General features: G+C 39.3%; 20 protein-coding genes. 12 read left to right on the top strand and 8 right to left on the bottom strand.

From position 1 onward, the window contains the following. Positions 1–35: 35 nt before the first annotated feature. Entirely contained in the window at positions 36–563 is a 528-nt protein-coding gene (locus J7R07_RS03685; protein ID WP_208435583.1) for a GcrA family cell cycle regulator, read from the top strand. A 605-nt stretch (positions 564–1,168) separates the two neighbouring features. On the opposite strand, the gene J7R07_RS03690 is transcribed toward J7R07_RS03685, so the two are convergent. Genes J7R07_RS03690 through ccmA form a run of 5 tightly spaced genes read right to left on the bottom strand, consistent with a single transcriptional unit; the run spans position 1,169 to position 4,096 of the window. Beyond that, positions 1,169–1,771 (bottom strand): DsbE family thiol:disulfide interchange protein, encoded by a 603-nt coding sequence (locus tag J7R07_RS03690; RefSeq protein WP_208435584.1) that lies wholly within the window; start codon positions 1,769–1,771, stop codon positions 1,169–1,171. Continuing rightward, positions 1,755–1,997 carry a hypothetical protein gene (locus J7R07_RS08345; protein ID WP_246464839.1) on the bottom strand — a complete coding sequence of 81 codons (243 nt, stop codon included), beginning with the start codon at positions 1,995–1,997 and terminating at the stop codon, positions 1,755–1,757. The genes J7R07_RS03690 and J7R07_RS08345 overlap by 17 nt, the downstream gene beginning before the upstream one ends. Next, the gene (locus tag J7R07_RS03695) at positions 1,985–2,761 is read right to left on the bottom strand and encodes a heme ABC transporter permease (protein WP_208435585.1); all 777 of its coding nucleotides are present in this window, start codon (positions 2,759–2,761) and stop codon (positions 1,985–1,987) included. The genes J7R07_RS08345 and J7R07_RS03695 overlap by 13 nt, the downstream gene beginning before the upstream one ends. A 46-nt stretch (positions 2,762–2,807) precedes the next feature. Continuing rightward, positions 2,808–3,473 (bottom strand): heme exporter protein CcmB, encoded by a 666-nt coding sequence (gene ccmB / locus J7R07_RS03700; RefSeq protein WP_208435586.1) that lies wholly within the window; start codon positions 3,471–3,473, stop codon positions 2,808–2,810. Further along, a complete protein-coding gene (gene ccmA / locus J7R07_RS03705) occupies positions 3,470–4,096 on the bottom strand; it encodes a heme ABC exporter ATP-binding protein CcmA (RefSeq protein ID WP_208435587.1) in 627 nt (208 codons plus the stop codon). The genes ccmB and ccmA overlap by 4 nt, the downstream gene beginning before the upstream one ends. Positions 4,097–4,382: 286 nt before the next feature. On the opposite strand from ccmA, the gene acnA reads away from it, so the two are divergent. From acnA to gpsA, 11 genes are all read left to right on the top strand, one after another. Next, positions 4,383–7,070 (top strand): aconitate hydratase AcnA, encoded by a 2,688-nt coding sequence (gene acnA, locus J7R07_RS03710; RefSeq protein WP_208435588.1) that lies wholly within the window; start codon positions 4,383–4,385, stop codon positions 7,068–7,070. A gap of 229 nt (positions 7,071–7,299) precedes the next feature. Continuing rightward, a complete protein-coding gene (rpsT, locus tag J7R07_RS03715) occupies positions 7,300–7,563 on the top strand; it encodes a 30S ribosomal protein S20 (RefSeq protein ID WP_208435589.1) in 264 nt (87 codons plus the stop codon). Between the two features lie 716 nt (positions 7,564–8,279). Continuing rightward, positions 8,280–9,851: a chromosomal replication initiator protein DnaA gene (dnaA, locus tag J7R07_RS03720; protein ID WP_208435590.1), complete on the top strand. Its 1,572-nt coding sequence runs from the start codon at positions 8,280–8,282 to the stop codon at positions 9,849–9,851. A gap of 187 nt (positions 9,852–10,038) precedes the next feature. Then, on the top strand, positions 10,039–11,160 hold the full coding sequence (dnaN, locus tag J7R07_RS03725; RefSeq protein ID WP_208435591.1) for a DNA polymerase III subunit beta: 1,122 nt from the start codon (positions 10,039–10,041) through the stop codon (positions 11,158–11,160). 20 nt (positions 11,161–11,180) lie between these two features. Beyond that, positions 11,181–12,314 carry a DNA replication/repair protein RecF gene (gene recF, locus J7R07_RS03730; protein ID WP_208435592.1) on the top strand — a complete coding sequence of 378 codons (1,134 nt, stop codon included), beginning with the start codon at positions 11,181–11,183 and terminating at the stop codon, positions 12,312–12,314. Between the two features lie 52 nt (positions 12,315–12,366). Further along, positions 12,367–12,831 carry a type II 3-dehydroquinate dehydratase gene (aroQ, locus tag J7R07_RS03735; protein ID WP_208435593.1) on the top strand — a complete coding sequence of 155 codons (465 nt, stop codon included), beginning with the start codon at positions 12,367–12,369 and terminating at the stop codon, positions 12,829–12,831. Between the two features lie 115 nt (positions 12,832–12,946). Further along, complete coding sequence (cyoA, locus tag J7R07_RS03740; protein ID WP_208435594.1) at positions 12,947–13,918, top strand: ubiquinol oxidase subunit II; 972 nt, start codon at positions 12,947–12,949, stop codon at positions 13,916–13,918. Between the two features lie 92 nt (positions 13,919–14,010). Next, positions 14,011–16,029 carry a cytochrome o ubiquinol oxidase subunit I gene (gene cyoB / locus J7R07_RS03745; protein ID WP_208435595.1) on the top strand — a complete coding sequence of 673 codons (2,019 nt, stop codon included), beginning with the start codon at positions 14,011–14,013 and terminating at the stop codon, positions 16,027–16,029. Beyond that, on the top strand, positions 16,026–16,691 hold the full coding sequence (locus tag J7R07_RS03750; protein ID WP_208435596.1) for a cytochrome (ubi)quinol oxidase subunit III: 666 nt from the start codon (positions 16,026–16,028) through the stop codon (positions 16,689–16,691). Before cyoB ends, J7R07_RS03750 begins: the two co-directional genes overlap by 4 nt. Then, positions 16,691–17,467 carry a cytochrome o ubiquinol oxidase subunit IV gene (gene cyoD, locus J7R07_RS03755; protein ID WP_208435597.1) on the top strand — a complete coding sequence of 259 codons (777 nt, stop codon included), beginning with the start codon at positions 16,691–16,693 and terminating at the stop codon, positions 17,465–17,467. The genes J7R07_RS03750 and cyoD overlap by 1 nt, the downstream gene beginning before the upstream one ends. Before the next feature lie 422 nt (positions 17,468–17,889). Continuing rightward, entirely contained in the window at positions 17,890–18,912 is a 1,023-nt protein-coding gene (gpsA, locus tag J7R07_RS03760) for an NAD(P)H-dependent glycerol-3-phosphate dehydrogenase (RefSeq protein WP_208435598.1), read from the top strand. A 275-nt stretch (positions 18,913–19,187) separates the two neighbouring features. On the opposite strand, the gene fabI is transcribed toward gpsA, so the two are convergent. From fabI to fabA, 3 genes are read right to left on the bottom strand one after another with little or no spacing between them, the layout of a single operon-like run. Further along, positions 19,188–20,006, bottom strand: coding sequence for an enoyl-ACP reductase FabI (fabI, locus tag J7R07_RS03765; RefSeq protein ID WP_208435599.1), 819 nt, complete (start codon positions 20,004–20,006; stop codon positions 19,188–19,190). A gap of 49 nt (positions 20,007–20,055) precedes the next feature. Continuing rightward, on the bottom strand, positions 20,056–21,276 hold the full coding sequence (gene fabB, locus J7R07_RS03770; protein WP_208435600.1) for a beta-ketoacyl-ACP synthase I: 1,221 nt from the start codon (positions 21,274–21,276) through the stop codon (positions 20,056–20,058). Between the two features lie 56 nt (positions 21,277–21,332). Then, positions 21,333–21,842, bottom strand: coding sequence for a 3-hydroxyacyl-[acyl-carrier-protein] dehydratase FabA (gene fabA, locus J7R07_RS03775; RefSeq protein WP_208435601.1), 510 nt, complete (start codon positions 21,840–21,842; stop codon positions 21,333–21,335). Positions 21,843–21,865: the final 23 nt, after the last annotated feature.

Raw genomic sequence — 21,865 nt, forward strand, 5'->3', positions numbered from 1 at the left:
GCATCTCATTGAGGTGATCAGAATGGAGTGCTGATATGGGTTGGACATATGAACGCGTTGAACTTCTTAAGAAGTTTTGGAGTGAGGGGTTAAGTGCAAGTCAGATTGCAGCTCAGTTAGGTGGGGTCAGTAGAAATGCAGTAATCGGTAAAGTGCATCGGTTGAAGTTACCGGGGCGTGGTAAGACAGCACAAGGGGCATCGCGTGCACAAAAGACACCTGCTAGCCCATCATCTCCGCGTGTGCGGCGCACGCCATCGACGGTTTTGCCAACAAATGCTACGTCTTGCAATGTTGGAGCAACAGCCTTAAAGATAGAGTCTGTAACGGAAGATATGACAGAAACGGATGTGCAGGCGAAATCAAATGTAGTGGTTCCTATATCACGCCAGCTTAATCTTTTACAATTGAGTGAAAACACATGTAGATGGCCTGTTGGAGATCCTTTAGCATCAGATTTTCATTTTTGTGGCGCTGATTCTGGTGAAAATAGTCCTTACTGTGCTTTTCATGCTAAAATAGCATTTCAGCCAGTATCTGAAAGACGACGTATAAGAATATAAAATTTGCAATGTAATTTCATATTGTCTTCTCTATCTTAGTCATTAATGATGGAGTTCTGTTATAAGAGAGATATTTGCGAAGGTGAGATTTCTCGTGAAATAGAGGCTATTTCCATCAAAGAATTTATTCACGTTTTGTATTTTCGTATCATTATGTGCTGTAAAGATGCAAATTTGTATCCATTTTCCTCATCTTTCTGTCTTTTACATTCTGTAGTGGAATTGTACTTTGCATGAGGAACAATACACTATTTGTTTATTAATATACTTATTTGAAAGAGACTTCTTTTTTGCTCCAAGTTTTATCCCGTGTGAGAATAGTATAATGTAAGATTGGTAGGGTAGAAACATTGTTATACTTATGAAAATACAAATCAGTACTATTATTATATTTATCAGTTTCTAATGTTATATCTTTTTTTAATATTAAAAGTTTTCATAAGAAATATATTCTGCCTTTTTTCAAATAGCTTTTACCTATGCATCGCTTTTTTTTGTGACATGCAAATAAATATTTTGAAGGATTCATCTTAAGGTGGAGTGAAATAAGAAAACCTAACAATGCTCTTATTCAATAGAGAGTGATGATGAATTAATTTTATGAATCAATGTATTATATCTTTTGTTATGATAGCTTTTTCAATTTTTGGCAGGATTTTTTTCTGATAAATTTGCCATGTTAAGGGTCCAACATGTTTGGCAATAATAATGCTCTCCTTATTTAAAAGAAAGGTTTCTGGTGGTCCATACACCCCCCAGTTAATGGCTGTATGACCTGAAACATCAAGACCGATAACTTTAAAAGGATTACCAAAATTATTCAAAAAGCGTTGGGCATTCTCTTTGCTATCCTTGTAATTAATGCCAATGAGGTCAAAACGTTGATCTTGTGCAATTTTCATAAGAAGTAAGTGCTCCTCGCGACAGGATAAGCACCAAGATCCCCAAAAATTGACTAATGTTACACGCCCTTTAAAGTGTTCTGAATTAAGAAAATTATTTTCATTACCAAGGATGGGAAGACGTGTTTTAGGAACTGGTTTTCCAGCGAATGTGTTTGAAAGAAGAGAAGCATCATGGGGATGCTTGTTCTCTATAAAGTAGAAGAAAAGTATCATAAGAAGAAAAAAAAATACAAATGGTCCAAAAAGACCTAAAAAGAGGGGTAAAGATATGTTTTTTTTAGGCTTTTTAGGAGTGATTTTCATTATGTTTTTCTTTCCGAAACAACTCTTTTTTATTTAGCTGTTGAAGGATTTTTTTTTGGTATGCAGCTTTGCAAAGGATATGCCCAATAAGGCATAAGAGGGAAATTGCAGAAAGTATGTAGCTCAAAACAACAATTTGCTCGTGGTGAAGGGTACCAAGAAACCAGTCAATTTGTTGAGAGAGATTTCCTAAAAGTCCGCTGTGAAGGCTATTTAGGTGGAACATGATGAGGAATCCTTATGTTGTGCACGACGGGCTTTTTTGATCTGAAGTATTTGAATATAACGACTATTGATTTCGTTTCGCATGGACATCAAATAGAGCAAAATAAACATAAAGATAAAACAAAATAGCATTGTTATGAGGGGCCATAACATAGCATTCTCAATTGTTGGGCCTCCTGAACGCAAAAGCGATGCGGATTGATGGAGTGTATTCCACCAATTAACGGAAAATTTGATAATGGGGATATTCACAAGTCCAACGAGTGTGAGAATTGCTGTTGCGTATGCAGCCTTTTCTTGATTATCAAAAGCGCGCGCAAGCATGATAATGGCAAGGTAGATGAAAAACAAGATAAAAACCGATGTGAGTCGCGCATCCCATACCCACCATGTTCCCCATGTAGGGCGTCCCCAAAGCGCACCTGTCATCAGAGCCAAAGCTGTAAAAATTGCTCCAATGGGTGCACCACATTTGAGTGCTACATAAGCAAGAGGATATCTCCTTAAACTTCCTAAGGCAGCAATACTTATGATGATATAACAAAATGTAGAAAGCCACGCGAAGGGCACGTGAATATACATGATCTTGACGGTGATACCTTGCTGATAGTCATCAGGAGAATGCATAATAAGAATAAGCCCTAAGATAAGAAGGCATAATGTTATACCAGTTAACCAGGGCAAAACGACACTACTTATTTTCATAAAACGGATTAAACTTATTGGGAGTAACCTCATTTTATGTGTGCGAGATATTTTATTCATGAAGTTTATAATAGGCAGAGTTTTACTGTGCGGCAATCATCTTTTATTATTCTGCTAAAAGCTTGAGTGTTATAGCGGCAACAGAAGAGCTAAAAAGGCTCAAAAGAAGTGAAAAAGCGATAAGAAGAGTCAAGGAAGTGAGAAAAGAAGCATTTGGATTTATTGGAGCTGTAGCAGCTGAAACGCCGAAAACCATGATTGGAATGATCCATGGTAAAATGATAATAAAAATGAGGAGAGTGCTGTGTAATAATGTTGTTGCAAGTGCTGCTCCTATAGCACCAATAAAAATAATAGCAGGTGTTCCGCATAAGAGAGTGAGTGTCGTTGTGAAAGTTATCGTGGCATTTAAATGGAGCATGAGTGCTAAAAGAGGCGTAACAAAAATAAGGGGAAGCATTGTTCCAACCCAATGGGCAAGGCATTTGATAAACACAATCAGTATGAAACTTTGTCTTTGTCCAGAAAGGATAAATTGATCGAGATTTCCATCATCACGATCGGTTTGAAAAAGCTTATTGAGATTAAGAAGTCCTGCGAGAAGGGCTGCGAACCATAATATACCTGGACCTATCTGTGCAAGCACTTTAGGATTTGGTCCGATGACAAAAGGGGTAACCACAATAACAGCGATGAAAAATAAAAGCCCTCTTAAAGAAGAGGCTTGTGGCGCTAGGGTTAATTTAAGATCACGCCAGAACAGTGCTTTCATTCTCTTCTCTCCTGGGGAGGTAAGAATTTTTCCAAAGCAATTTTATGATTTTCTGGAATGCCGAGGGGACTATGGGTTGCAGCAATAATCATACCGCCTTGATTGAGATGGTGCTGAAAAATATTGGTAAGAAGGGTGTGAGCGTAGCTATCAATTCCTAATATTGGTTCATCTAAAATCCAAATAGGACGATAAGAGAGCAAAAGGCGGGCAATAGCTACACGTCTTTTTTGTCCCGTTGACAGAACATTGAAGGATAAGTGTTCAAGATCAGAAAGGCCAATATCAGCAAGGGCTTCATGTGGATAACGTAGAGGTTGTCCATAAAATTTTGACCAAAATTGCAGATTATCGATAACAGACAAAAAAGGTTTCATAGCATTTTGAGGGCTGAGATAATGGCATGCAGTTGCTACCGGGTATGTTTGTTCCTGATCTTTGAGTATTATATTGCCTTCTGCAGCTTCAAAAAGGCCGACGATGATTCGTAATAATGTAGATTTTCCGATTCCATTTGGGCCTGTAATGGTCATAAGTTGCTGTGGCAACAAACAAAAGGAAAGGCCCTGAAACAGAACTTCTGCATTTCTGTGAGCTGCTAAATTTTCGCCCGATAACATCATATGCTTACCTATTTTACTTTTTTCTATAACCTTTATTGCATTCTAGGATAAAAAAATACGTTTTTTATGCAATTGTACCTAGAATAGTTCTAGAAATAGTTCTATAACGCGGATGTTGTATCAAGATCTGGTGTAGAATAGTTTTTAGTACCGATTTCCGAATTTACTAAAGAAGGGAATAGAAGATAAAAGTGATTACGTCTGCACTCAAGCTGCGACCTTGACTCGTAGTTTGTGTTGTTTGTTCCGAGAAATTGTATGGTTTGTAGTATGAGGGTAGACAGTCGTGACTCAAATTGATAGCTTTAATTGTTGTAGAACTTTAAATGTTTGTGGCAAGGAATATACTTATTATAGTTTGATTGAAGCGGAGAAGAATGGACTTCAAGGTGTCTCTCGCCTGCCGTTTTCAATGAAAGTAATTCTTGAAAATTTATTACGTTTTGAAGATGGTCGCTCGGTGAAGAGAGAGGATATCTTAAATGTTGCAAAGTGGTTAAACGATAAAGGGAGTGCTGGTGCAGAAATCGCCTATCGCCCTGCACGCGTTCTTATGCAAGATTTCACAGGTGTTCCTGCAGTCGTTGATCTTTCTGCGATGCGTGATGCTATGGTCAAACTTGGAGGGAATGCTGAAAAAATCAATCCTCTTATTCCCGTCGATCTTGTTATTGATCATTCAATTATTGTTGATGACTTTGGCAATCCTATGGCTTTTAAGGAAAATGTGGAGCATGAATATGAACGTAATGGTGAACGCTATCGTTTCCTAAAATGGGGTCAGCAGGCATTTCAGAATTTTCGCGTTGTACCTCCAGGAACAGGGATTTGTCACCAGGTTAATCTAGAATATTTAGCACAATGCGTGTGGCTGAAGAATGAGGCGAAGCATCAGACCGTTTACCCTGATACCTGTGTGGGAACTGATTCGCACACGACTATGGTAAATGGTTTAGGTGTTTTGGGTTGGGGAGTTGGTGGTATTGAAGCTGAAGCGGCAATGTTAGGCCAGCCTGTTTCTATGTTGTTGCCTGAAGTGATTGGTTTCCGTTTAACAGGTAAACTTAAAGAAGGTGTAACGGCTACCGATTTGGTATTGATGGTAACACAAATTCTACGCAAGAAGGGTGTTGTTGGTAAATTTGTTGAGTTTTTTGGACCTGGTCTGGAACATATGACGCTTGCCGATAGGGCAACGATTGCGAATATGGCTCCCGAATATGGAGCAACCTGTGGTTTTTTTCCAATTGATAAGGAAACGGTGCGTTATCTCAATATGACAGGGCGTGATGAGAATCGGATAGCTTTAGTGGAAGCTTATTCCAAAGCACAAGGGATGTGGCATGATGAATTCGTAACTGATCCCATTTTTAGTGATACAATTGAATTAGATATGGGAAGTGTTGTGCCTTCTATGGCCGGTCCTAAACGTCCTGAAGGGCGTATTGCATTGGAAGGTGTTGGTCAAGGTTTTGAGAAGGCATTGATCGAGGATTATAAGAAAACTTCTGAACAAGACAAGCGTTATCAAGTTGAAGGTGAAGAATACGCGCTTGGCCACGGTGATGTAGTAATTGCTGCAATTACTTCTTGTACAAATACGTCAAATCCAAGCGTTCTTATCGCAGCCGGTCTTTTGGCACGTAATGCTGTGGCAAAAGGTCTCAAAAGTAAACCATGGGTTAAGACTTCTCTTGCACCTGGTTCACAAGTTGTTGAAGCTTATCTGCATAATTCTGGTCTGCAAAAAGATTTAGATGCGCTAGGGTTTAATTTGGTGGGGTTTGGATGCACGACATGTATTGGAAATTCTGGTCCTTTGTACCCAGCTATTTCCAAAACAATTAATAATAACAGTTTAATTGCAGCTGCGGTTCTTTCAGGAAATCGTAATTTTGAAGGTCGTGTCTCACCTGATGTGCAGGCGAATTATTTAGCTTCACCACCTTTAGTTGTTGCACATGCTTTGGTAGGAACGGTGCGTAAAGATTTAACAAAGGAGCCTCTTGGAGTAGGTTCAGATGGTCAACCAGTTTATTTGCGAGATATTTGGCCAACCTCTAAAGAAATACAAGAGTTTATCGAAAAAAATGTCACCCGTAAGATTTTTGCTGAAAAATATGCGGATGTGTTTAAGGGGGACAAAAATTGGCAAAAAGTGCAGGTTCCAACGGGTTCTACCTATTCCTGGGATGAGCAATCGACATATGTGCGTAATCCACCATACTTTGATGATATGCGGAAAATTCCTGATGTTTTACCAGATATTAAAGACGCAAGAATTTTAGGTCTGTTTGGTGATAAAATCACGACAGATCATATTTCTCCTGCTGGTTCCATTAAGATTGATTCTCCTGCGGGTAAATATTTAACAGATCATGGGGTTCAAGTGGTTGATTTTAATCAGTACGGAACACGCCGTGGGAATCATGAAGTGATGATGCGTGGGACCTTTGCCAATATCCGCATTCGTAATTTCATGCTAGGAGAAAATGGTCGTGAAGGAGGTTATACAGTTCATTATCCATCGGGAGCAGAGCAAGCAATTTATGATGCAGCAATGGCGTATAAACGGGAAGGCGTTCCGCTTGTTGTTTTTGCTGGTATTGAATATGGTAATGGGTCATCGCGTGATTGGGCAGCTAAGGGTACCAATCTTCTTGGTGTAAAAGCAGTGATTGCTCAGTCTTTTGAACGGATTCATCGCTCTAATCTTGTTGGTATGGGAATTGTTCCCTTTGTATTTGAAGAAGGGGCGAGTTGGAAATCTTTGGGCTTAAAGGGAGATGAAAAAATAACGATAGAAGGGATTCATAACTTAAAACCGCGTCAGAAAACCATAGCCACAATCACTTTTTCTGATGGAATAATAAAAACTGTTCCACTATTGTGCCGTGTTGATACTGAAGATGAGTTGGATTATTTGCATCATGGTGGGATTTTGCAATATGTTTTGCGTAATCTGGCAGTTTAAATGCATTATTCATTGGGGAATAATTTAAATTATAAATGGAGTTTTCAAGGAATTTGGCTTTGTTTTTATACCTCTCTTTGAAAATTCGATTGACGTTGACTTGAGGATTGCATTATAAACTATGCAATTATCAGCAACTTTATAATGTTGTGTAGCTTAGATTTGTTTGGATTGGTAGAGTTGTCGTTTAGACTGGTCCTATCCAATGTGTTGAAAGAGAGATATATTTATGGCGAATACACCTTCCGCTCAGAAAGCGGTGCGCAAAGTTGCAGCACGCACGCAGGTTAATAGAGCACGCCGTTCACGCGTTCGTACTTTTATACGTAGGTTTGATGATGCTTTGGCTGGTGGCGATAAGGCATCTGCAGAGATGGCGTTTAAGGACTTTGAACCTGAAATTATGCGTGCGGTTTCTAAAGGAGTTTTTCATAAAAATGCTGCTGCACGAAAGGTATCGCGTTTAGCGAAGCGGTTAAAGGCTCTTAACTAAGGTTTTTTCATTTTGTTAGAATTGGACCAGCATTTTTTACAGATGCTGGTTTTTTTTATTTTTAAAAAATCCGACATTTTTAAAAGAGGGGAAGTTGCAGCGATTCTTTTCATGAAAAGGCAGAGAAGATTTAGAGAATTTATATGGTTATCCACAACCTTTGTGAATTTTTACAGAGTCTTTTTTGTCAAGCATTTTTATTTTTTTTTTTTAATCGGAAAAGATTCTTTAATTATCGGTAAATTTAGAGAAAAAAAATGAATTGAATCAATTATTTTTCTCATTCCTTATTTATGTGAGCAGATTTATAGCGGTTTTTTAGAGGCTTTTGATTTTATTTTGACCCCTTGCATTTTACCTCTGCTGTTTTGTATGGTTCTTATGGAAATTAAAAAATGTACAGGGGTCACGTCAACTCATTATCCTGTGTTATGTTGAGTGTAAGATTCTTTGGTTTAGGTTGTTATGGGCTCTTATTTTGTATAGGTGTTCTAGCGTGTTTTTTAATTTTTTTGATCGGTATGTTTGCCATTTTAGAAGAATGGATCGTATCATGAGGGCAAGTAAATCTTATTGGTCATCTTTATTTATGGGGTTGTAATGAAACTATCCTAGGGGGGATGAGTAATCTTATTTGGGGTAGGGCGTTTTGCCGTTGCTAAGTTTATTTTTAGCTGTTTGGCAGGACAAAATTTTTATTTTTATCAGGATGAAAGATGGTGGATAAATTGAACTCTAAAGCTAGTTCCTGTAAAGGGGTTTTGGTGAATGTCCTATCGGCAGAGAAAATAATAAAGAGTAGGATGACGGATAGAGGTAGGGCAGTTGACGGAAATGCTTCTAGAGAGCATCCTATTATTTCAGAAGAAGAAGGTGCAGCGGCTTTCGTGCGTGTGATGGCGCAATTAAAAGCGCAGGTTGGCATTGAGGCTTATACGAGTTGGTTTGGTCGTGTGAAGCTTGCTGAATATAGCCGTAATCTTGTAAAGCTTTCTGTTCCTACAGCATTTTTGCGTTCATGGATTAATAACCACTATGGTTCTCTTTTAACCAGTTTATGGAAACAAGAGAATTCAGCAATTCTTCGCGTTGAAGTCATAGTTCGCGGTATGAAGCGTGTTTCAGGAGGTGTAGTCTGTAAAACGAGTGCAGCTCCTGTTGCGCTGGAAGAGCGAACGCCTCCATCTTTTGTTGAGAATTACACAGAGCATTCCGTAAAGAATGTTCCAGCGGGTGTTTTTGGTTCACCGCTTGATTCTCGCTATACTTTTGAAAGTTTTGTGGAAGGTTCTTCTAACCGTGTTGCTTTAGCCGCTGCACGTTCGATTGCAGAAGGACATAAAAGTGCTTTAAGATTTAATCCTCTTTTTATTCATGCATCTGTCGGTTTAGGGAAAACGCATTTGCTTCAAGCTATTGCAGCTGCAGCTTTGAAGCGTCTAACACCTGCGCGGGTTATTTACTTGACCGCTGAATATTTTATGTGGCGTTTTGCAACAGCTATTCGTGATAACGATGCTCTTTCTTTTAAAGAGCAGCTTCGTGATATTGATATCCTCATTATTGATGATATGCAATTTTTGCAGGGAAAATCGATACAGCACGAATTTTGTCATTTGCTTAATATGTTGCTTGATAGTGCAAAACAAGTTGTTGTGGCTGCCGATCGTCCACCAGCAGAATTAGAATCGCTTGATCTTCGTGTTCGGTCTCGTCTTCAGGGAGGCGTAGCCCTTGAAATTGAAGCGCCAGATTATGAGATGCGTTTGAAAATGCTACATCAGCGGTTAAAGGTGGCACAACAAGATGATAATATGGTCTCGATTTCTAATGATATTTTAGAGTATATTGCGAGAATAGTTTTAGGGTCAGGACGTGATATTGAAGGAGCATTTAATCAGTTATTGTTCCGTCAGTCTTTCGAGTCTGATTTATCATTAGAACGGGTTGATGAGTTATTAGGTCACTTGACACGTTCTGGTGAACCTAAACGGATCCGGATCGAAGAAATTCAGCGTACAGTTGCGCGTCATTATAATGTTTCTAAACAGGATTTGTTATCTAATCGTCGGACACGTACAGTTGTGAAACCGCGACAAGTTGCAATGTATTTAGCAAAAATGTTGACACCTCGCTCACTGCCAGAAATTGGACGCCGTTTTGGAGGGCGTGATCATACGACAGTGTTACATGCTGTCCGTAAAATTGAAGATTTGGTTTGTGGTGATCAGACATTGGCCAAAGAGCTTGAATTGCTTAAGCGTTTGATTGGAGAGCAGGCTGCGTAGTGTTTATAGTTTGGCCTCTTTTGAGGAAATCTCGAGAGTATTTCATGAAGACAGCTATTTTTTCTTATAAAGGATTCACTTGCCATTTTAAAAGGGGTTGAATAGAATTTTGCAGATGATTCTTAAGAGGATCAGTTATGTTTCTAAAGAGTTTCTGTAGTTTTTGGTAAATTATAACGGAGATTTTATGCGTATTACAGTTGATCGCAGTCAATTTCTCAAGTCTCTTGGTCGCGTTCACCGTGTTGTGGAACGTCGTAATACTGTTCCTATTTTGTCAAATGTGCTGATTGATGCAGAGAATGGGAGTATGCAATTAAAGGCAACAGATCTTGATTTAGAGATTACAGAATCTTTTGTAGTCAATGTTGAACAAGCAGGGGCAATAACTGTTCCAGCACATTTGTTGTATGACATAGTTCGGAAACTTCCTGATGGCAGCGAGATTATGTTGTCAGTTGGTGAGAAACAAGCAAATAGGATGTCCGTTGTTTCGGGTTATGCACATTTTCAGCTTCAGTGCCTTCCGAAGATAGATTTTCCAGAGTCGCTTCCGGGTCAGTTTGGTTATCGTTTTTCCCTATCGGCATCAAAGTTGAAACGTTTACTTGATTGTACGCAATTTGCTATTTCTACTGAAGAAACCCGTTATTATCTTAATGGTATTTATTTTCATGTTATTAATGATGGTATTTTAAAGCTGCGTTTAGTTGCTACTGATGGTCATCGTTTGGCACAAGTTGACATGGAGGCTCCTTCAGGTTCTGATAATATGCCAGGTGTCATTATTCCTCGTAAAGCTATAGGAGAATTACAAAAACTTCTTTCAGAAGAGATTGATGGTGATGTGTGCGTAGAGCTCTCAGAGACAAAGATTCGTTTTTCTGTAGGTTCAGTAGTTTTTACATCAAAATTGATTGATGGGACATTTCCAGATTATCAACGTGTTATCCCTCTAGGGAATAATAAAAAATTAATCGTCAATAGGCAGGACTTTTCTTCTGCGGTTGATCGTGTTTCGACAATTTCAAGTGATCGTGGGCGTGCAGTAAAGTTAACGATTGAACATGAGCAATTAAGGCTTGTTGTTAATAATCCTGATTCAGGAAGTGCAGAAGATCAGTTAGTAGCAACTTACGCATTTGATCCGCTTGAGATAGGGTTTAATTCGCGTTATCTTTTAGATATTGCTGGGCAACTTTCAAGCGATGAGATGATTTTTATGTTGGCAGATGCTGTAGCGCCGGCTTTGATTCGTGATAATGATAATGCGGATGTGCTTTACGTGCTTATGCCTATACGCGTTTAGGGACAATTATTTTGCAATGCATGGCTGGTCATGTGCATAAAGTAGCAGTGAGACAGCTTAGGCTTGTGCGTTATCGCAATTATCCTTCTTTTAATATTCGTTTTTCAGGTCAGCATGTAGTTTTCATTGGTCATAATGGTGCTGGTAAGACAAACCTGTTAGAAGCGTTATCTTTTCTCTCTCCCGGTCGTGGACTACGGCGTGCGGCTTATTCTGATGTTAGCTTTGCAGATGGTATAGGTGGAGGGTTTGTTGTGTTTGCGCGTCTTCAATGTGCTCTTTATGGTGAAGTCAATATTGGTACAGCCTTGGACATTGATGAGAACAGTCGCAAAATACATATTAATGGTGTGAGCGAAACAAGTGATTATCTAACAGATTATTGCCATATAAGTGTTTTAACTCCTTCTATGGATGGACTTTTTACAGGTCCTTCTCTTGAGCGTCGTCGTTTTTTGGATCGTATGGTTTTGGCTATTGATCCTTTACATAGCCGCCGCATAACAGATTATGATAGGGTCATGCGTGCACGTAACCGTTTGTTTTTGAATGGAAATAAAGATTGCGCTTGGTTTGATGCTTTAGAAAAGCAAATGGCAGAGCTAGCAACGGCTATTGCTGCGGCGCGTATCGATGTTATTCGGCTTTTAAATGATTTGTTTGCGCAGATGCCATCTCAGATACCTTTTCCACGGGCTTTTTTGCAAATTGATGGTTTTTTAGAAGCGGCTCTGAGTAAGATATCAGCGGTTGAGGTTGAAGAGCAATTTTGTGATCGATTGCGACATAACCGTGCAATAGACCGTGCGGCTGGTCGGACATTAGAAGGACCACATCGCACAGAATTGCAGGTTTTTTATGCTGATAAAAATATGGCTGCTACATCGTGTTCAACGGGTGAGCAAAAGGCTTTACTGATAGGTTTAGTTTTATGTCATGCACGTTTAACAGGTATGATATCGGAGAAGGCTCCCATTCTTTTGCTTGATGAAATGGCTGCTCATCTTGATTCTCATCGACGAGCTGCTTTATTTGATATTCTTGATGAGTTAGGTGGGCAAACATTTATGACAGGAACAGATCGCCTTTTATTTGATGTCTTAAAAGGAAGAGCAGAGTTTTTTGAGATTAAGGATGGAGTTTTGTTGCAATAAGAGACATGCTAAAATTTTTTATAAAATGATCGTTGAAAAGAAGAGGCTTATTATGTCTACAATTATAACGGTTTTAAATGGTCCTAATTTAAATTTTCTCGGGAAACGTGAGCCAGAAATTTACGGATCTGAAACTCTAGAAGATATTGAAAAATTTTGCAAAGAATGGGCAAAAAAAGCTGGTGTGATAGTGCGGTTTCATCAGAGCAATTATGAAGGGCAATTGGTAGAATGGATACAGGCGGCAATTGGGATAAGCGCTGGATTGATAATCAATCCAGCTGCTTATAGTCACACATCTGTTGCAATTCTTGATGCTTTAAAAATGTTTTCAGGGCCAAAAGTAGAAGTTCATTTATCTCATATCTATCAACGTGAAGCTTTTCGGCATCACTCTTATACGTCTGCTGGTGTGGATGCAGTTATTTCTGGTTGTGGGAGTAATGGGTATTGGTTTGCGCTTGAATATATTGCTAAAAGACTTAAATTTACTATAGAAAAGACAAAACTTGTATAAGAATGGTGAGTGCATTTTAATTTACTTGATAATTCTTTTTAAATAGGTAAGCATATCATTAAGGTTTTGTTATTTTTTGATAACAACTTCCGATATATATGATAGGGCAGGTGAAATGATAAACTTTGTTAAACAAATAAAGATGCCCGTACTTTTAGGAGTAGCATTGCTTTTGTCGAGTTGTAAAGTAGATGTTCTTCAACCGGCGGGTTATGTAGCACGTCAACAGCTCATGTTAATTGTTATTTGTGTAGCTGTTATGCTTTGCGTTGTGATCCCAGTAATGGTGAGTGTGGTATTTTTGGCCATTAAATATCGTGCATCGAACACGACGGAAGAGTATTTACCTGATTGGGGGCACTCAAATAAAATTGAAGCATTTATGTGGGGTATTCCAATAATTATTGTGTTGATTTTAGGTTCATTGGCAGCCTATTATACCTATGAACTTGAGCCAGAAAATCCACTTCCAGTAGAAGTCGTTGGTGAAGGGAAGCCATTGCAAGTGGATGTTGTGGCTCTTAAGTGGAAATGGCTCTTTATGTTTCCTGAATATGGTGTTGCATCTATCAATGAAATTTACGCGCCTGCAGGCCGTCAGGTTTTGTTACAATTAACATCACATAGTTCTATTAATGCTTTTTGGGTACCAAAACTCGGCACGGTTCTTTATGCTATGCCACAGATGAATTCTAAGTTGCATTTGTTAGCTGATAAGCAAGGGATCTTCAACGGGGCTTCGGCAAATTACAGTGGTGATGGTTTTTCAGGGATGCGGTTTAAGTGGCATTCTGTATCTTCGCAGGATTTTGATGATTGGATTGCTAAAGCACGTGCTAATGGCAAAATCCTTGATCGTACATCTTATCGTCAACTTTCCATTGCGCCTCGTATGGGTGATATTCCTGCAAAGGAAAAGGATGCTGAAGTGCGTTATTTTGCACCCATTGAGGATCGGCTTTATTACCGGATTGTTAATCGATGTGTTGATGAAAATACGGTATGTAATGAAGATTTAATGAAGCGTGCTGCGGCTCAGACGCTTTGGGGTGCACTTTGTTCTGTTTTTGATCCTGATGTTATTTAGAATGTTGCTAATATTATTAGAGTATCGATCAAGAAAGAGCCTTTTTAAAATAAGGCTCTTTAAAGTGAAGTTTATTTGATACGGGTTAAGAAATGTTTGGAAGACTTACAGATCCTACTGCTGGTGCTTTTCATGCACTAGCACATGAACCGATTGTATTATACACATGTATTGCGATTGTTGTGGGTGGTTTAGTTGCTGTTATTGCTTTGACAGTACTTGGTTGGTGGGGAGTTCTATGGCGAAATTGGATTACAACAGTCGACCATAAACGCATTGGTATTATGTATATCGTGCTTGGTATTATTATGCTCGTTCGCGGTTTTGCGGATGCAATTATGATGCGGACGCATCAAGCTTTTGCTCTTGGGAGTGAGACAGCAGGTTATCTACCTCCTGAGCATTTTGATCAGATTTTTTCAGCACATGGCACTATTATGATTTTCTTCATGGCTACGCCGATTTTATTTGGTTTGTTCAATTATCTTATACCACTTCAGATTGGTGCCCGTGATGTTGCTTTTCCCTTCGCAAATAATTTGGGTTTTTGGATTACAGTTGCGGCAGCGGTGTTGATTAACATATCACTCGGTGTTGGGAATTTTGGTCGTGGTGGTTGGTTGATGTACCCACCTTTCACAGAGTTGCAAGATAGTCCAGATACAGGGGTAGATTATTATTTATGGTCACTTCAGCTTTCTGGTATTGCGACAACAATGGGGTCAATCAATTTTGTCGCAACCATTATTAAGATGCGTGCTCCTGGGATGACAATGATGAAAATGCCTGTCTTTTGCTGGAGCGCCTTTGTTAGCAATGTTCTTATTTTAGTTATTTATCCGGTCTTAGCTGTAGCATTTGCGCTCTTGGCATGTGATCGTTATTTAGGAATGAATTTTTTTACCAATGTTGGTGGTGGAAATCCGATGGTATGGGTTAACTATGTTTGGGTTTTTGGCCATCCTGAAGTGTATGTTTTGGTTGTTCCTGCTTTTGGAATTGTTTCTGAAGTTGTTTCAACTTTTTCTTCAAAGCGCCTATTTGGTTATACTTCAATGGTATGGGCAATGTTGGTTATTTTGATTCTTTCCCTTCTTGTTTGGGGACACCATTTCTTTACGATGGGTGGGGGTGAAGCTGTGAACACCTTCTTTAGTATTGCTACGATGATTATTTCGGTTCCAACAGGTGTGAAAGTCTTTAATTGGTTGCTGACTATGTATAAGGGGCGAATTCGCTTTGAGCCTCCAATGCTTTGGTGCATGGGGATGATCTTTACGTTCGTTGGTGGTGGATTAACGGGTGTTTTGTTGTCTATAGTGCCTGCTGATTGGCAGTTTCATAACTCGCTCTTTTTGATAGCGCATTTCCATCATACAATTATTGGAGGTGTCGTTTTTGCTTATTTAGCTGGGCTTGCTTTTTGGTTTCCAAAAGTTTTTGGTTATAAACCGAATCGGATGCTAGGTATTGCATCTTTCTGGTGTTGGTTTATTGGTTTTTATCTTGCTTTTTTCCCAGTTTATGCTCTTGGGCTCATGGGTGCGACGCGCCGTCTTCAACATTATATGGAGCCTAGTTGGCAGCCATTGTTTATAATTGCTGCAGTAGGTGCTTTTATTATCTTGCTTGGTATCCTTTGTTTTGTAGTCCAAGTTGTTTTGGCAATTTGGTATGGTATTAAGCATAAGGGACGCTTACCGGTAACCGTAAATGATTCTTGGGGTGATGCACGGACACTTGAATGGTCTATCTCTTCTCCGCCTCCTGCTTACAATTTTGCGATACTTCCAAATGTACAGTCTGATGATGCTTATTGGAATATGAAGAAGAATGGTTATCAGCGTCCAACAAGTGGTTTTTCAAAAATTCATATGCCGTCAAATACATCGGCTGGAATTGTTGCGGGATTCTTTTCGTTAGTTGTTGGTTTTGCGCTTGTTTGGCATATATGGTGGCTTGTTGCGATTGGAATGATCGGCTTTGTTGCAACGATTGTGTGTCATTCGTTAAAAGGTGATCACCATGGTTACTACATTTCAGCTGAAGAAGTGCAAAAGACAGAAGATGCTTTTACAGCTGTTCTTAAAAAACAAGGAGCAACCGTATGAGTACGATAACAATGAATAATACTCACCTTGATGAGCATCATCATGACAATAGCTCGACAATGGTATTTGGTTTTTGGGTCTATATTCTTTCGGATTTAATACTGTTCTCAACACTGTTCTCAGCTTTTGCCGTTTTTTCTGCTTCTTATGGTGGAGGAAAAGCGGGTAACGAATTTATTGATTTAAAATTTGTTTTGGTTGAGACCGCTATTTTATTGCTCTCATCAATTACTTATGGATTTGTAATGGTACAAGCGCATAAAGGTAAGCTTAGTGGCGTCCGTTTATGGATGGCTATCACATTTGTGCTTGGATGCTGCTTTGTTGGAATGGAAATTTATGAATTTCATGAACTTTTGAGTGAGGTGTACTATTACGATCCTGGTGCTTATGCTGGTATTGATCCTGCAACGGGTTTACAGCTTTTTGGACGAGAAGTCTTATCCGCTTATTGGTCAGCATTCTTTGCTTTGGTTGGCACCCATGGTCTTCATGTGAGTACCGGTCTTCTCTGGATGGTGGTGATGTTTTTTCATCTTCGCCGTCATGGTTTAGATCAAGATAATAAAACACGTTTGGCGTGCCTTTCAATTTTCTGGCATTTACTTGATATTGTGTGGGTTGGTGTTTTCACCATGGTTTATTTATTAGGAGCACTGTAATGAGCACGCATAACGAAGTACATGGTCCCAGCACTGGTTCCTATTTAGTTGGTTTTATTCTAGCTGTATTCTTCACTTTAGGTTCTTTTATTCCTGTGATGTATGGAATGATGGGAAGTTGGGCAATTAGCACAAAGGTTACCTATCTTATTGGGATGGCGATTATTCAGATTATCGTGCAGATTGTTTTCTTTTTGCATTTGAGTTCTGGTCCAGATGCTAAATGGAATTTAAGCGCTTTGTGGTTTGCGGTTATTTGTGCTTTTCTGATTATTGGAGGTACGTGGTGGGCTATTTCACATTTGAATTATAATATGATGGGTGGTTCAGGACGTATCGTTGAGTTGGAAAGATCGGAAAGGGATAGTTCTATATCAGCGGAGAAATCATCAAATACGCAAGAGACTGAGGGAGGTTTATTGAGTGACAAGATGCCCATGGAGCAATCACCGAGTATGGACTCCCCTGTAGAGCAGGCACCAGGCGTAGAAATGCCCGTGGGGCAATCACCAAATATGCAATCCCCTGTAGAGCAGGCACCAGGCGTAGAAATGCCCGTGGGGCAATCACCAAATATGCAATCCCCTGTAGAGCAGGCACCAGGCGTAGAAATGCCCATGGGGCAATCACCAAATATGCAATCCCCTGTAGAGCAGGCACCAGGCGTAGAAATGCCCGTGGGGCAATCACCAAATATGCAATCCCCTGTAGAGCAGGCACCAGGCGTAGAAATGCCTATGGAACAGGTGCCAAATGGGCAGACTTCTGTAAAGTAGGTTGCTAAAAATAAAAAACAATCCATGAAGCCAATGCCAAGTGCATTGGCTCTTTTTGTATGTGTGAGTTGCAAAAAAATTTGTGTGATGGAAGGTAAGAAATAGATACAGGAGCTATAGAATAATCATACAATTTTGAATGTGCTTTTATTTTGAACAATAAAGTTGAGTTTAGTGAAACCTTAATTTTGATTTGAGAGAAACAGTCATTTATAGAAAATACCAAGAATAACATTTATATAATTTAATTCAAAGAATATGAGAATCTTGAAAAGGTTTTAGGTTGTGTTAGAATAAAACTATAAGAGAGTAGTGTTCTTAAAAGCGAGTTTCTATTAAAAGTATCTTACTTGAGAGTATTTACCGCAATAGCCTATAATTAGTATTAAAAGCTGAAATTTGGAGAATAATCAGAAAATTTAATGAAAGCCATTTCGATGACAATTATTGGTGCTGGTTCTTTTGGCACTGCCTTGGCTATTGCTCTTGCCCGTAACGGCCATCGTGTTTTACTTTGGGGATATAATCCTCAACATATCAAAGAATTACAGAAGTATCGCTGTAACCGAGTATTTTTGCCAGATATTCGATTTCCTGAAAATCTATTGCTTGAAGCCTCACTTGAAACTGCAATAACAGCAAGTCGCGATATATTAATTGCTGTTCCAAGCCATGTATTTCACCAGGTATTATATAATGTTCAGCCTTATTTGGATCAACATTCACGTGTTATTTGGGCAACGAAAGGTTTGGAAAATGGTACAGGACGTCTCTTACAAGAAGTTGCTCGCGAAATTTTGGGCGATAAAATTCCTTTAGCTATCCTTTCTGGACCAACTTTTGCTAAAGAACTTGCTATCGGTTTACCTACTGCAATTACAGTAGCAGCTTCTGATCCTGAATTTAGTAAAGAGTTACAGCAACTTTTCTATTGTAGCAAAAGTTTTAGAGTATATAAAAGTTCGGATATGATAGGTGTTCAATTAGGAGGAGCGGTTAAAAATGTCATTGCTATTGGTGCAGGAATATCAGACGGCATGGGATTTGGAGCAAATGCTCGAATAGCTCTCATTACACGAGGCTTAGCTGAAATCAGTCGGCTAGGTGTTGCTATGGGTGCTGAGCTTTCCACATTTATGGGTATGACAGGTTTAGGCGATTTGGTTTTGACGTGTACTGATAACCAGTCACGAAACCGAAGTTTTGGAATGTTGCTCGGCCAAGGAGTGAATACAAAAGAAGCAGCCAAACAGGTTGGTCAAGTTGTTGAAGGCTATTTAAATACTAAAGAAGTATATACATTAGCAAAACGTATAGGGGTAGAAATGCCCATTACAGAGCAAATTTATCAAGTTCTGTTCTGTAATAAAAGTGTGATTGAAGCAGCTAGTACATTACTGAACCGGTCACTTAAAGATGAAATGCATGATACAGTATGCTTTTAAATTATTCAAACACATGAGAAATGCGATTATAGTTAATGGAACTTTGAGAAAGGTTGCGTTGACTATTAGGTAAGACGCTAATGCTTTAGCGCATTGGAGAGGTATATAAATTAATTAAATGAAAAAAATCTGCTTTATTGCTTGAGTTATATCTTTGAAAACGAGCTATTTCTTTCAATTATAGGCATTATACCTTAGAGAAAATAGCCAATAAGACACGTTTCAAACGATTGGCACATGACCCCTTCTGTACGTTTTAAAAGTACTGTAGTTCATTATTCACCACGAGTTTCTTCGCTTTGTTTTAATTCTTCAAGTGTTGGCATAGACATAATGTTATAACCTGAGTCAACATAATGAATTTCTCCAGTAACACCTGATGATAAGTCAGAGAGTAAGTAAAGAGCGGATTTTCCTATTTCATTAATATTTACGGTGCGGCGCAATGGCGCATTACGGCGTTGATACGAAAAAATTGCACGCGCAGCCGCAATACCATTACCAGCTAAAGTTCTCACAGGTCCCGCTGAAATTGCATTAACGCGAATATTTTGTGGACCAAAATCTGCGGCTAAATAACGTACCATAGCTTCTAAAGCAGCTTTAGCTACACCCATGATATTATAATTAGGGACAACTTGCTGTGAAGCTCCATAGGTGAGTGTTAAAAGCGTACCTCCATTGGGCATAAGCTTACCAGCACGCTGGGCAATCTCAGTAAAGGAATAAGCTGAAATGACCATTGTGCGCTTAAAATTTTCGCGTGTTGTAACATCAACGTAACGTCCCTTTAGTTGAGCTTTATCTGAAAAGCCAATAGCGTGTACAACAAAATCAATAGTTTTCCATTCTTTCTCAAGATATTCAAAGACACGATCGATATTTTCAATTTTTTCGACATCGCATTCAAGTAACAATTTACAACCGAGCTTTTCCGCTAGTGGTTGAACCCGCTTCCCGAAAGCATCTCCTTGATAGGTAAATGCTAATTCGGCTCCTGCTTTTGCTAGTTGGCATGCAATGCCCCATGCAATTGAATGGTCATTTGCAACCCCCATAATAAGGCCACGTTTGCCCTCCATCAAACCTTTCATATTATTCTCCGTAAGACCATGCTTTTTTCAACCAGCTAAGAATCCTTATTTATGTATAGCGTTGGAAAATGAGCGTTGCATTGGTACCGCCAAAACCAAATGTATTCGACAATACAGTATTAAGTTGTTGATTATCACGACGTTTGCGAACAATGGGCATATCGGCAAAAGCCGGATCAAGCTCTTCAATATGGGCGCTTTCACAAATAAAGTTATGATTCATCATTAACAATGTGTAAATTGCCTCATGAACACCCGCCGCTCCTAAAGAATGGCCTGTCAGAGATTTTGTGGCAGAAATTGGTGGGCATTGATCACCTGTTCCAAAAATACGACGAATCGCTTCTATTTCAGGGGGATCACCAACAGGCGTTGCTGTTGCATGAGGGTTGATATAATCAATTTTATCATTTACGGTCGCAAGCGCCATGCGCATACACCGTTCTGCTCCTTCACCAGACGGAGAAACCATATCATGACCATCGGATGTAGCACCATACCCAATAATTTCTCCGTAGATTTTTGCGCCACGTGCTTTAGCAAGTTCAAGCTCTTCAAGAACCAAAACACCAGCTCCCCCAGCAATAACAAATCCATCACGATTAGCATCATAGGCGCGTGAAGCTTTCTCTGGTACATTATTATATTTACTAGACATGGCGCCCATAGCGTCGAATAGAACAGATAATGTCCAGTCCAAATCTTCACAGCCACCGGCGAAGATACGATCCTGCCTGCCATATTGTATTAATTCATAAGCATTACCAATACAATGATTAGAAGTGGCGCAAGCTGAAGAGATTGAATAGTTCACTCCTTTAATTTTAAAAAAAGTTGCAAGCGTTGCGGATGCTGTAGAACTCATTGCTTTTGGTACAACAAAAGGACCAACACGCTTTGGACCTTTTTGACGTGTAACGTCAGCAGCTTCAACAATGGATTGCGTTGAAGCACCTCCAGAGCCCATAATGATGCCCGTACGCTCATTTGACACTTCATGAAGTTCTAAACCTGCATCAACGATTGCTTGATCCATAGCGATGTGATTCCAAGCAGTTCCACGTCCGTGGAAGCGTAAAGCACGCCGATCAACGAGTTCCTCTACATTAATATCAGGTTTGCCATAAACTCTACTACGAAAGCCTAATTCGGCATATTGGGGTGCATAGGAAATTCCAGATTTTGCTTCATACAAACTGGACAAAACAGCACCAGGATTATTTCCAATTGCGGAGACAATTCCCATTCCAGTTATAACAACTCGACGCATCCATACCTCCTTGTTTCATACAGAATAATAAAATATTCTTTTTACTGGAAATTATTTCAGTCTTCTTTAAATAAGGCAACACGTAAATCACTTGCTTTATAGATGGCTTCTCCATCTGCTTTTACCCATCCATCAGCTATGCCCAAAACTAAATTCCCACGTCGGATACGTTTAAAATCTATTCCATATTCAAGAAGTTGGGTTTGTGGAGTGACCATACCGGATAACTTTACTTCACCTGTTGATATAGCTCTTCCTTTTCCTGGTTCACCTAACCAACCGAGAAAAAAACCTGTTAATTGCCACATACCATCTAAACCGAGACATCCTGGCATGACTGGATCACCTATAAAGTGACAATCAAAAAACCATAGGTCCGGAGTAATATCAAATTCAGCGCGAACCATTCCTTTATTATATTCACCACCAGTTTCATTGATTTGAGTGATTCGATGAATCATTAACATTGGCGGTGCTGGTAATTGTGCATTACCCTTACCAAACATTTCGCCGCGAGCGCAGCTTAGAAGTTCTTCATAAGTATAGCGAGACTTTTGTTCAGCCATTGTTACTCCATTTATTTGTGTAT

The organism is Bartonella phoceensis (assembly GCF_902825145.1).
Taxonomy (GTDB): domain Bacteria; phylum Pseudomonadota; class Alphaproteobacteria; order Rhizobiales; family Rhizobiaceae; genus Bartonella; species Bartonella phoceensis.

Excerpts from the sequence above, each read along its gene's own strand:
- J7R07_RS03685 (WP_208435583.1), top strand. The coding sequence starts at position 36 with ATGGGTTGGACATATGAACGCGTTGAACTTCTTAAGAAGTTTTGGAGT.
- J7R07_RS03690 (WP_208435584.1), bottom strand. The coding sequence starts at position 1,771 with ATGAAAATCACTCCTAAAAAGCCTAAAAAAAACATATCTTTACCCCTC.
- J7R07_RS08345 (WP_246464839.1), bottom strand. The coding sequence starts at position 1,997 with ATGTTCCACCTAAATAGCCTTCACAGCGGACTTTTAGGAAATCTCTCT.
- J7R07_RS03695 (WP_208435585.1), bottom strand. The coding sequence starts at position 2,761 with ATGAATAAAATATCTCGCACACATAAAATGAGGTTACTCCCAATAAGT.
- ccmB (WP_208435586.1), bottom strand. The coding sequence starts at position 3,473 with ATGAAAGCACTGTTCTGGCGTGATCTTAAATTAACCCTAGCGCCACAA.
- ccmA (WP_208435587.1), bottom strand. The coding sequence starts at position 4,096 with ATGATGTTATCGGGCGAAAATTTAGCAGCTCACAGAAATGCAGAAGTT.
- rpsT (WP_208435589.1), top strand. The coding sequence starts at position 7,300 with ATGGCGAATACACCTTCCGCTCAGAAAGCGGTGCGCAAAGTTGCAGCA.
- dnaA (WP_208435590.1), top strand. The coding sequence starts at position 8,280 with ATGGTGGATAAATTGAACTCTAAAGCTAGTTCCTGTAAAGGGGTTTTG.
- dnaN (WP_208435591.1), top strand. The coding sequence starts at position 10,039 with ATGCGTATTACAGTTGATCGCAGTCAATTTCTCAAGTCTCTTGGTCGC.
- recF (WP_208435592.1), top strand. The coding sequence starts at position 11,181 with ATGGCTGGTCATGTGCATAAAGTAGCAGTGAGACAGCTTAGGCTTGTG.
- aroQ (WP_208435593.1), top strand. The coding sequence starts at position 12,367 with ATGTCTACAATTATAACGGTTTTAAATGGTCCTAATTTAAATTTTCTC.
- cyoA (WP_208435594.1), top strand. The coding sequence starts at position 12,947 with ATGATAAACTTTGTTAAACAAATAAAGATGCCCGTACTTTTAGGAGTA.
- cyoB (WP_208435595.1), top strand. The coding sequence starts at position 14,011 with ATGTTTGGAAGACTTACAGATCCTACTGCTGGTGCTTTTCATGCACTA.
- J7R07_RS03750 (WP_208435596.1), top strand. The coding sequence starts at position 16,026 with ATGAGTACGATAACAATGAATAATACTCACCTTGATGAGCATCATCAT.
- cyoD (WP_208435597.1), top strand. The coding sequence starts at position 16,691 with ATGAGCACGCATAACGAAGTACATGGTCCCAGCACTGGTTCCTATTTA.
- gpsA (WP_208435598.1), top strand. The coding sequence starts at position 17,890 with ATGAAAGCCATTTCGATGACAATTATTGGTGCTGGTTCTTTTGGCACT.
- fabI (WP_208435599.1), bottom strand. The coding sequence starts at position 20,006 with ATGAAAGGTTTGATGGAGGGCAAACGTGGCCTTATTATGGGGGTTGCA.
- fabB (WP_208435600.1), bottom strand. The coding sequence starts at position 21,276 with ATGCGTCGAGTTGTTATAACTGGAATGGGAATTGTCTCCGCAATTGGA.
- fabA (WP_208435601.1), bottom strand. The coding sequence starts at position 21,842 with ATGGCTGAACAAAAGTCTCGCTATACTTATGAAGAACTTCTAAGCTGC.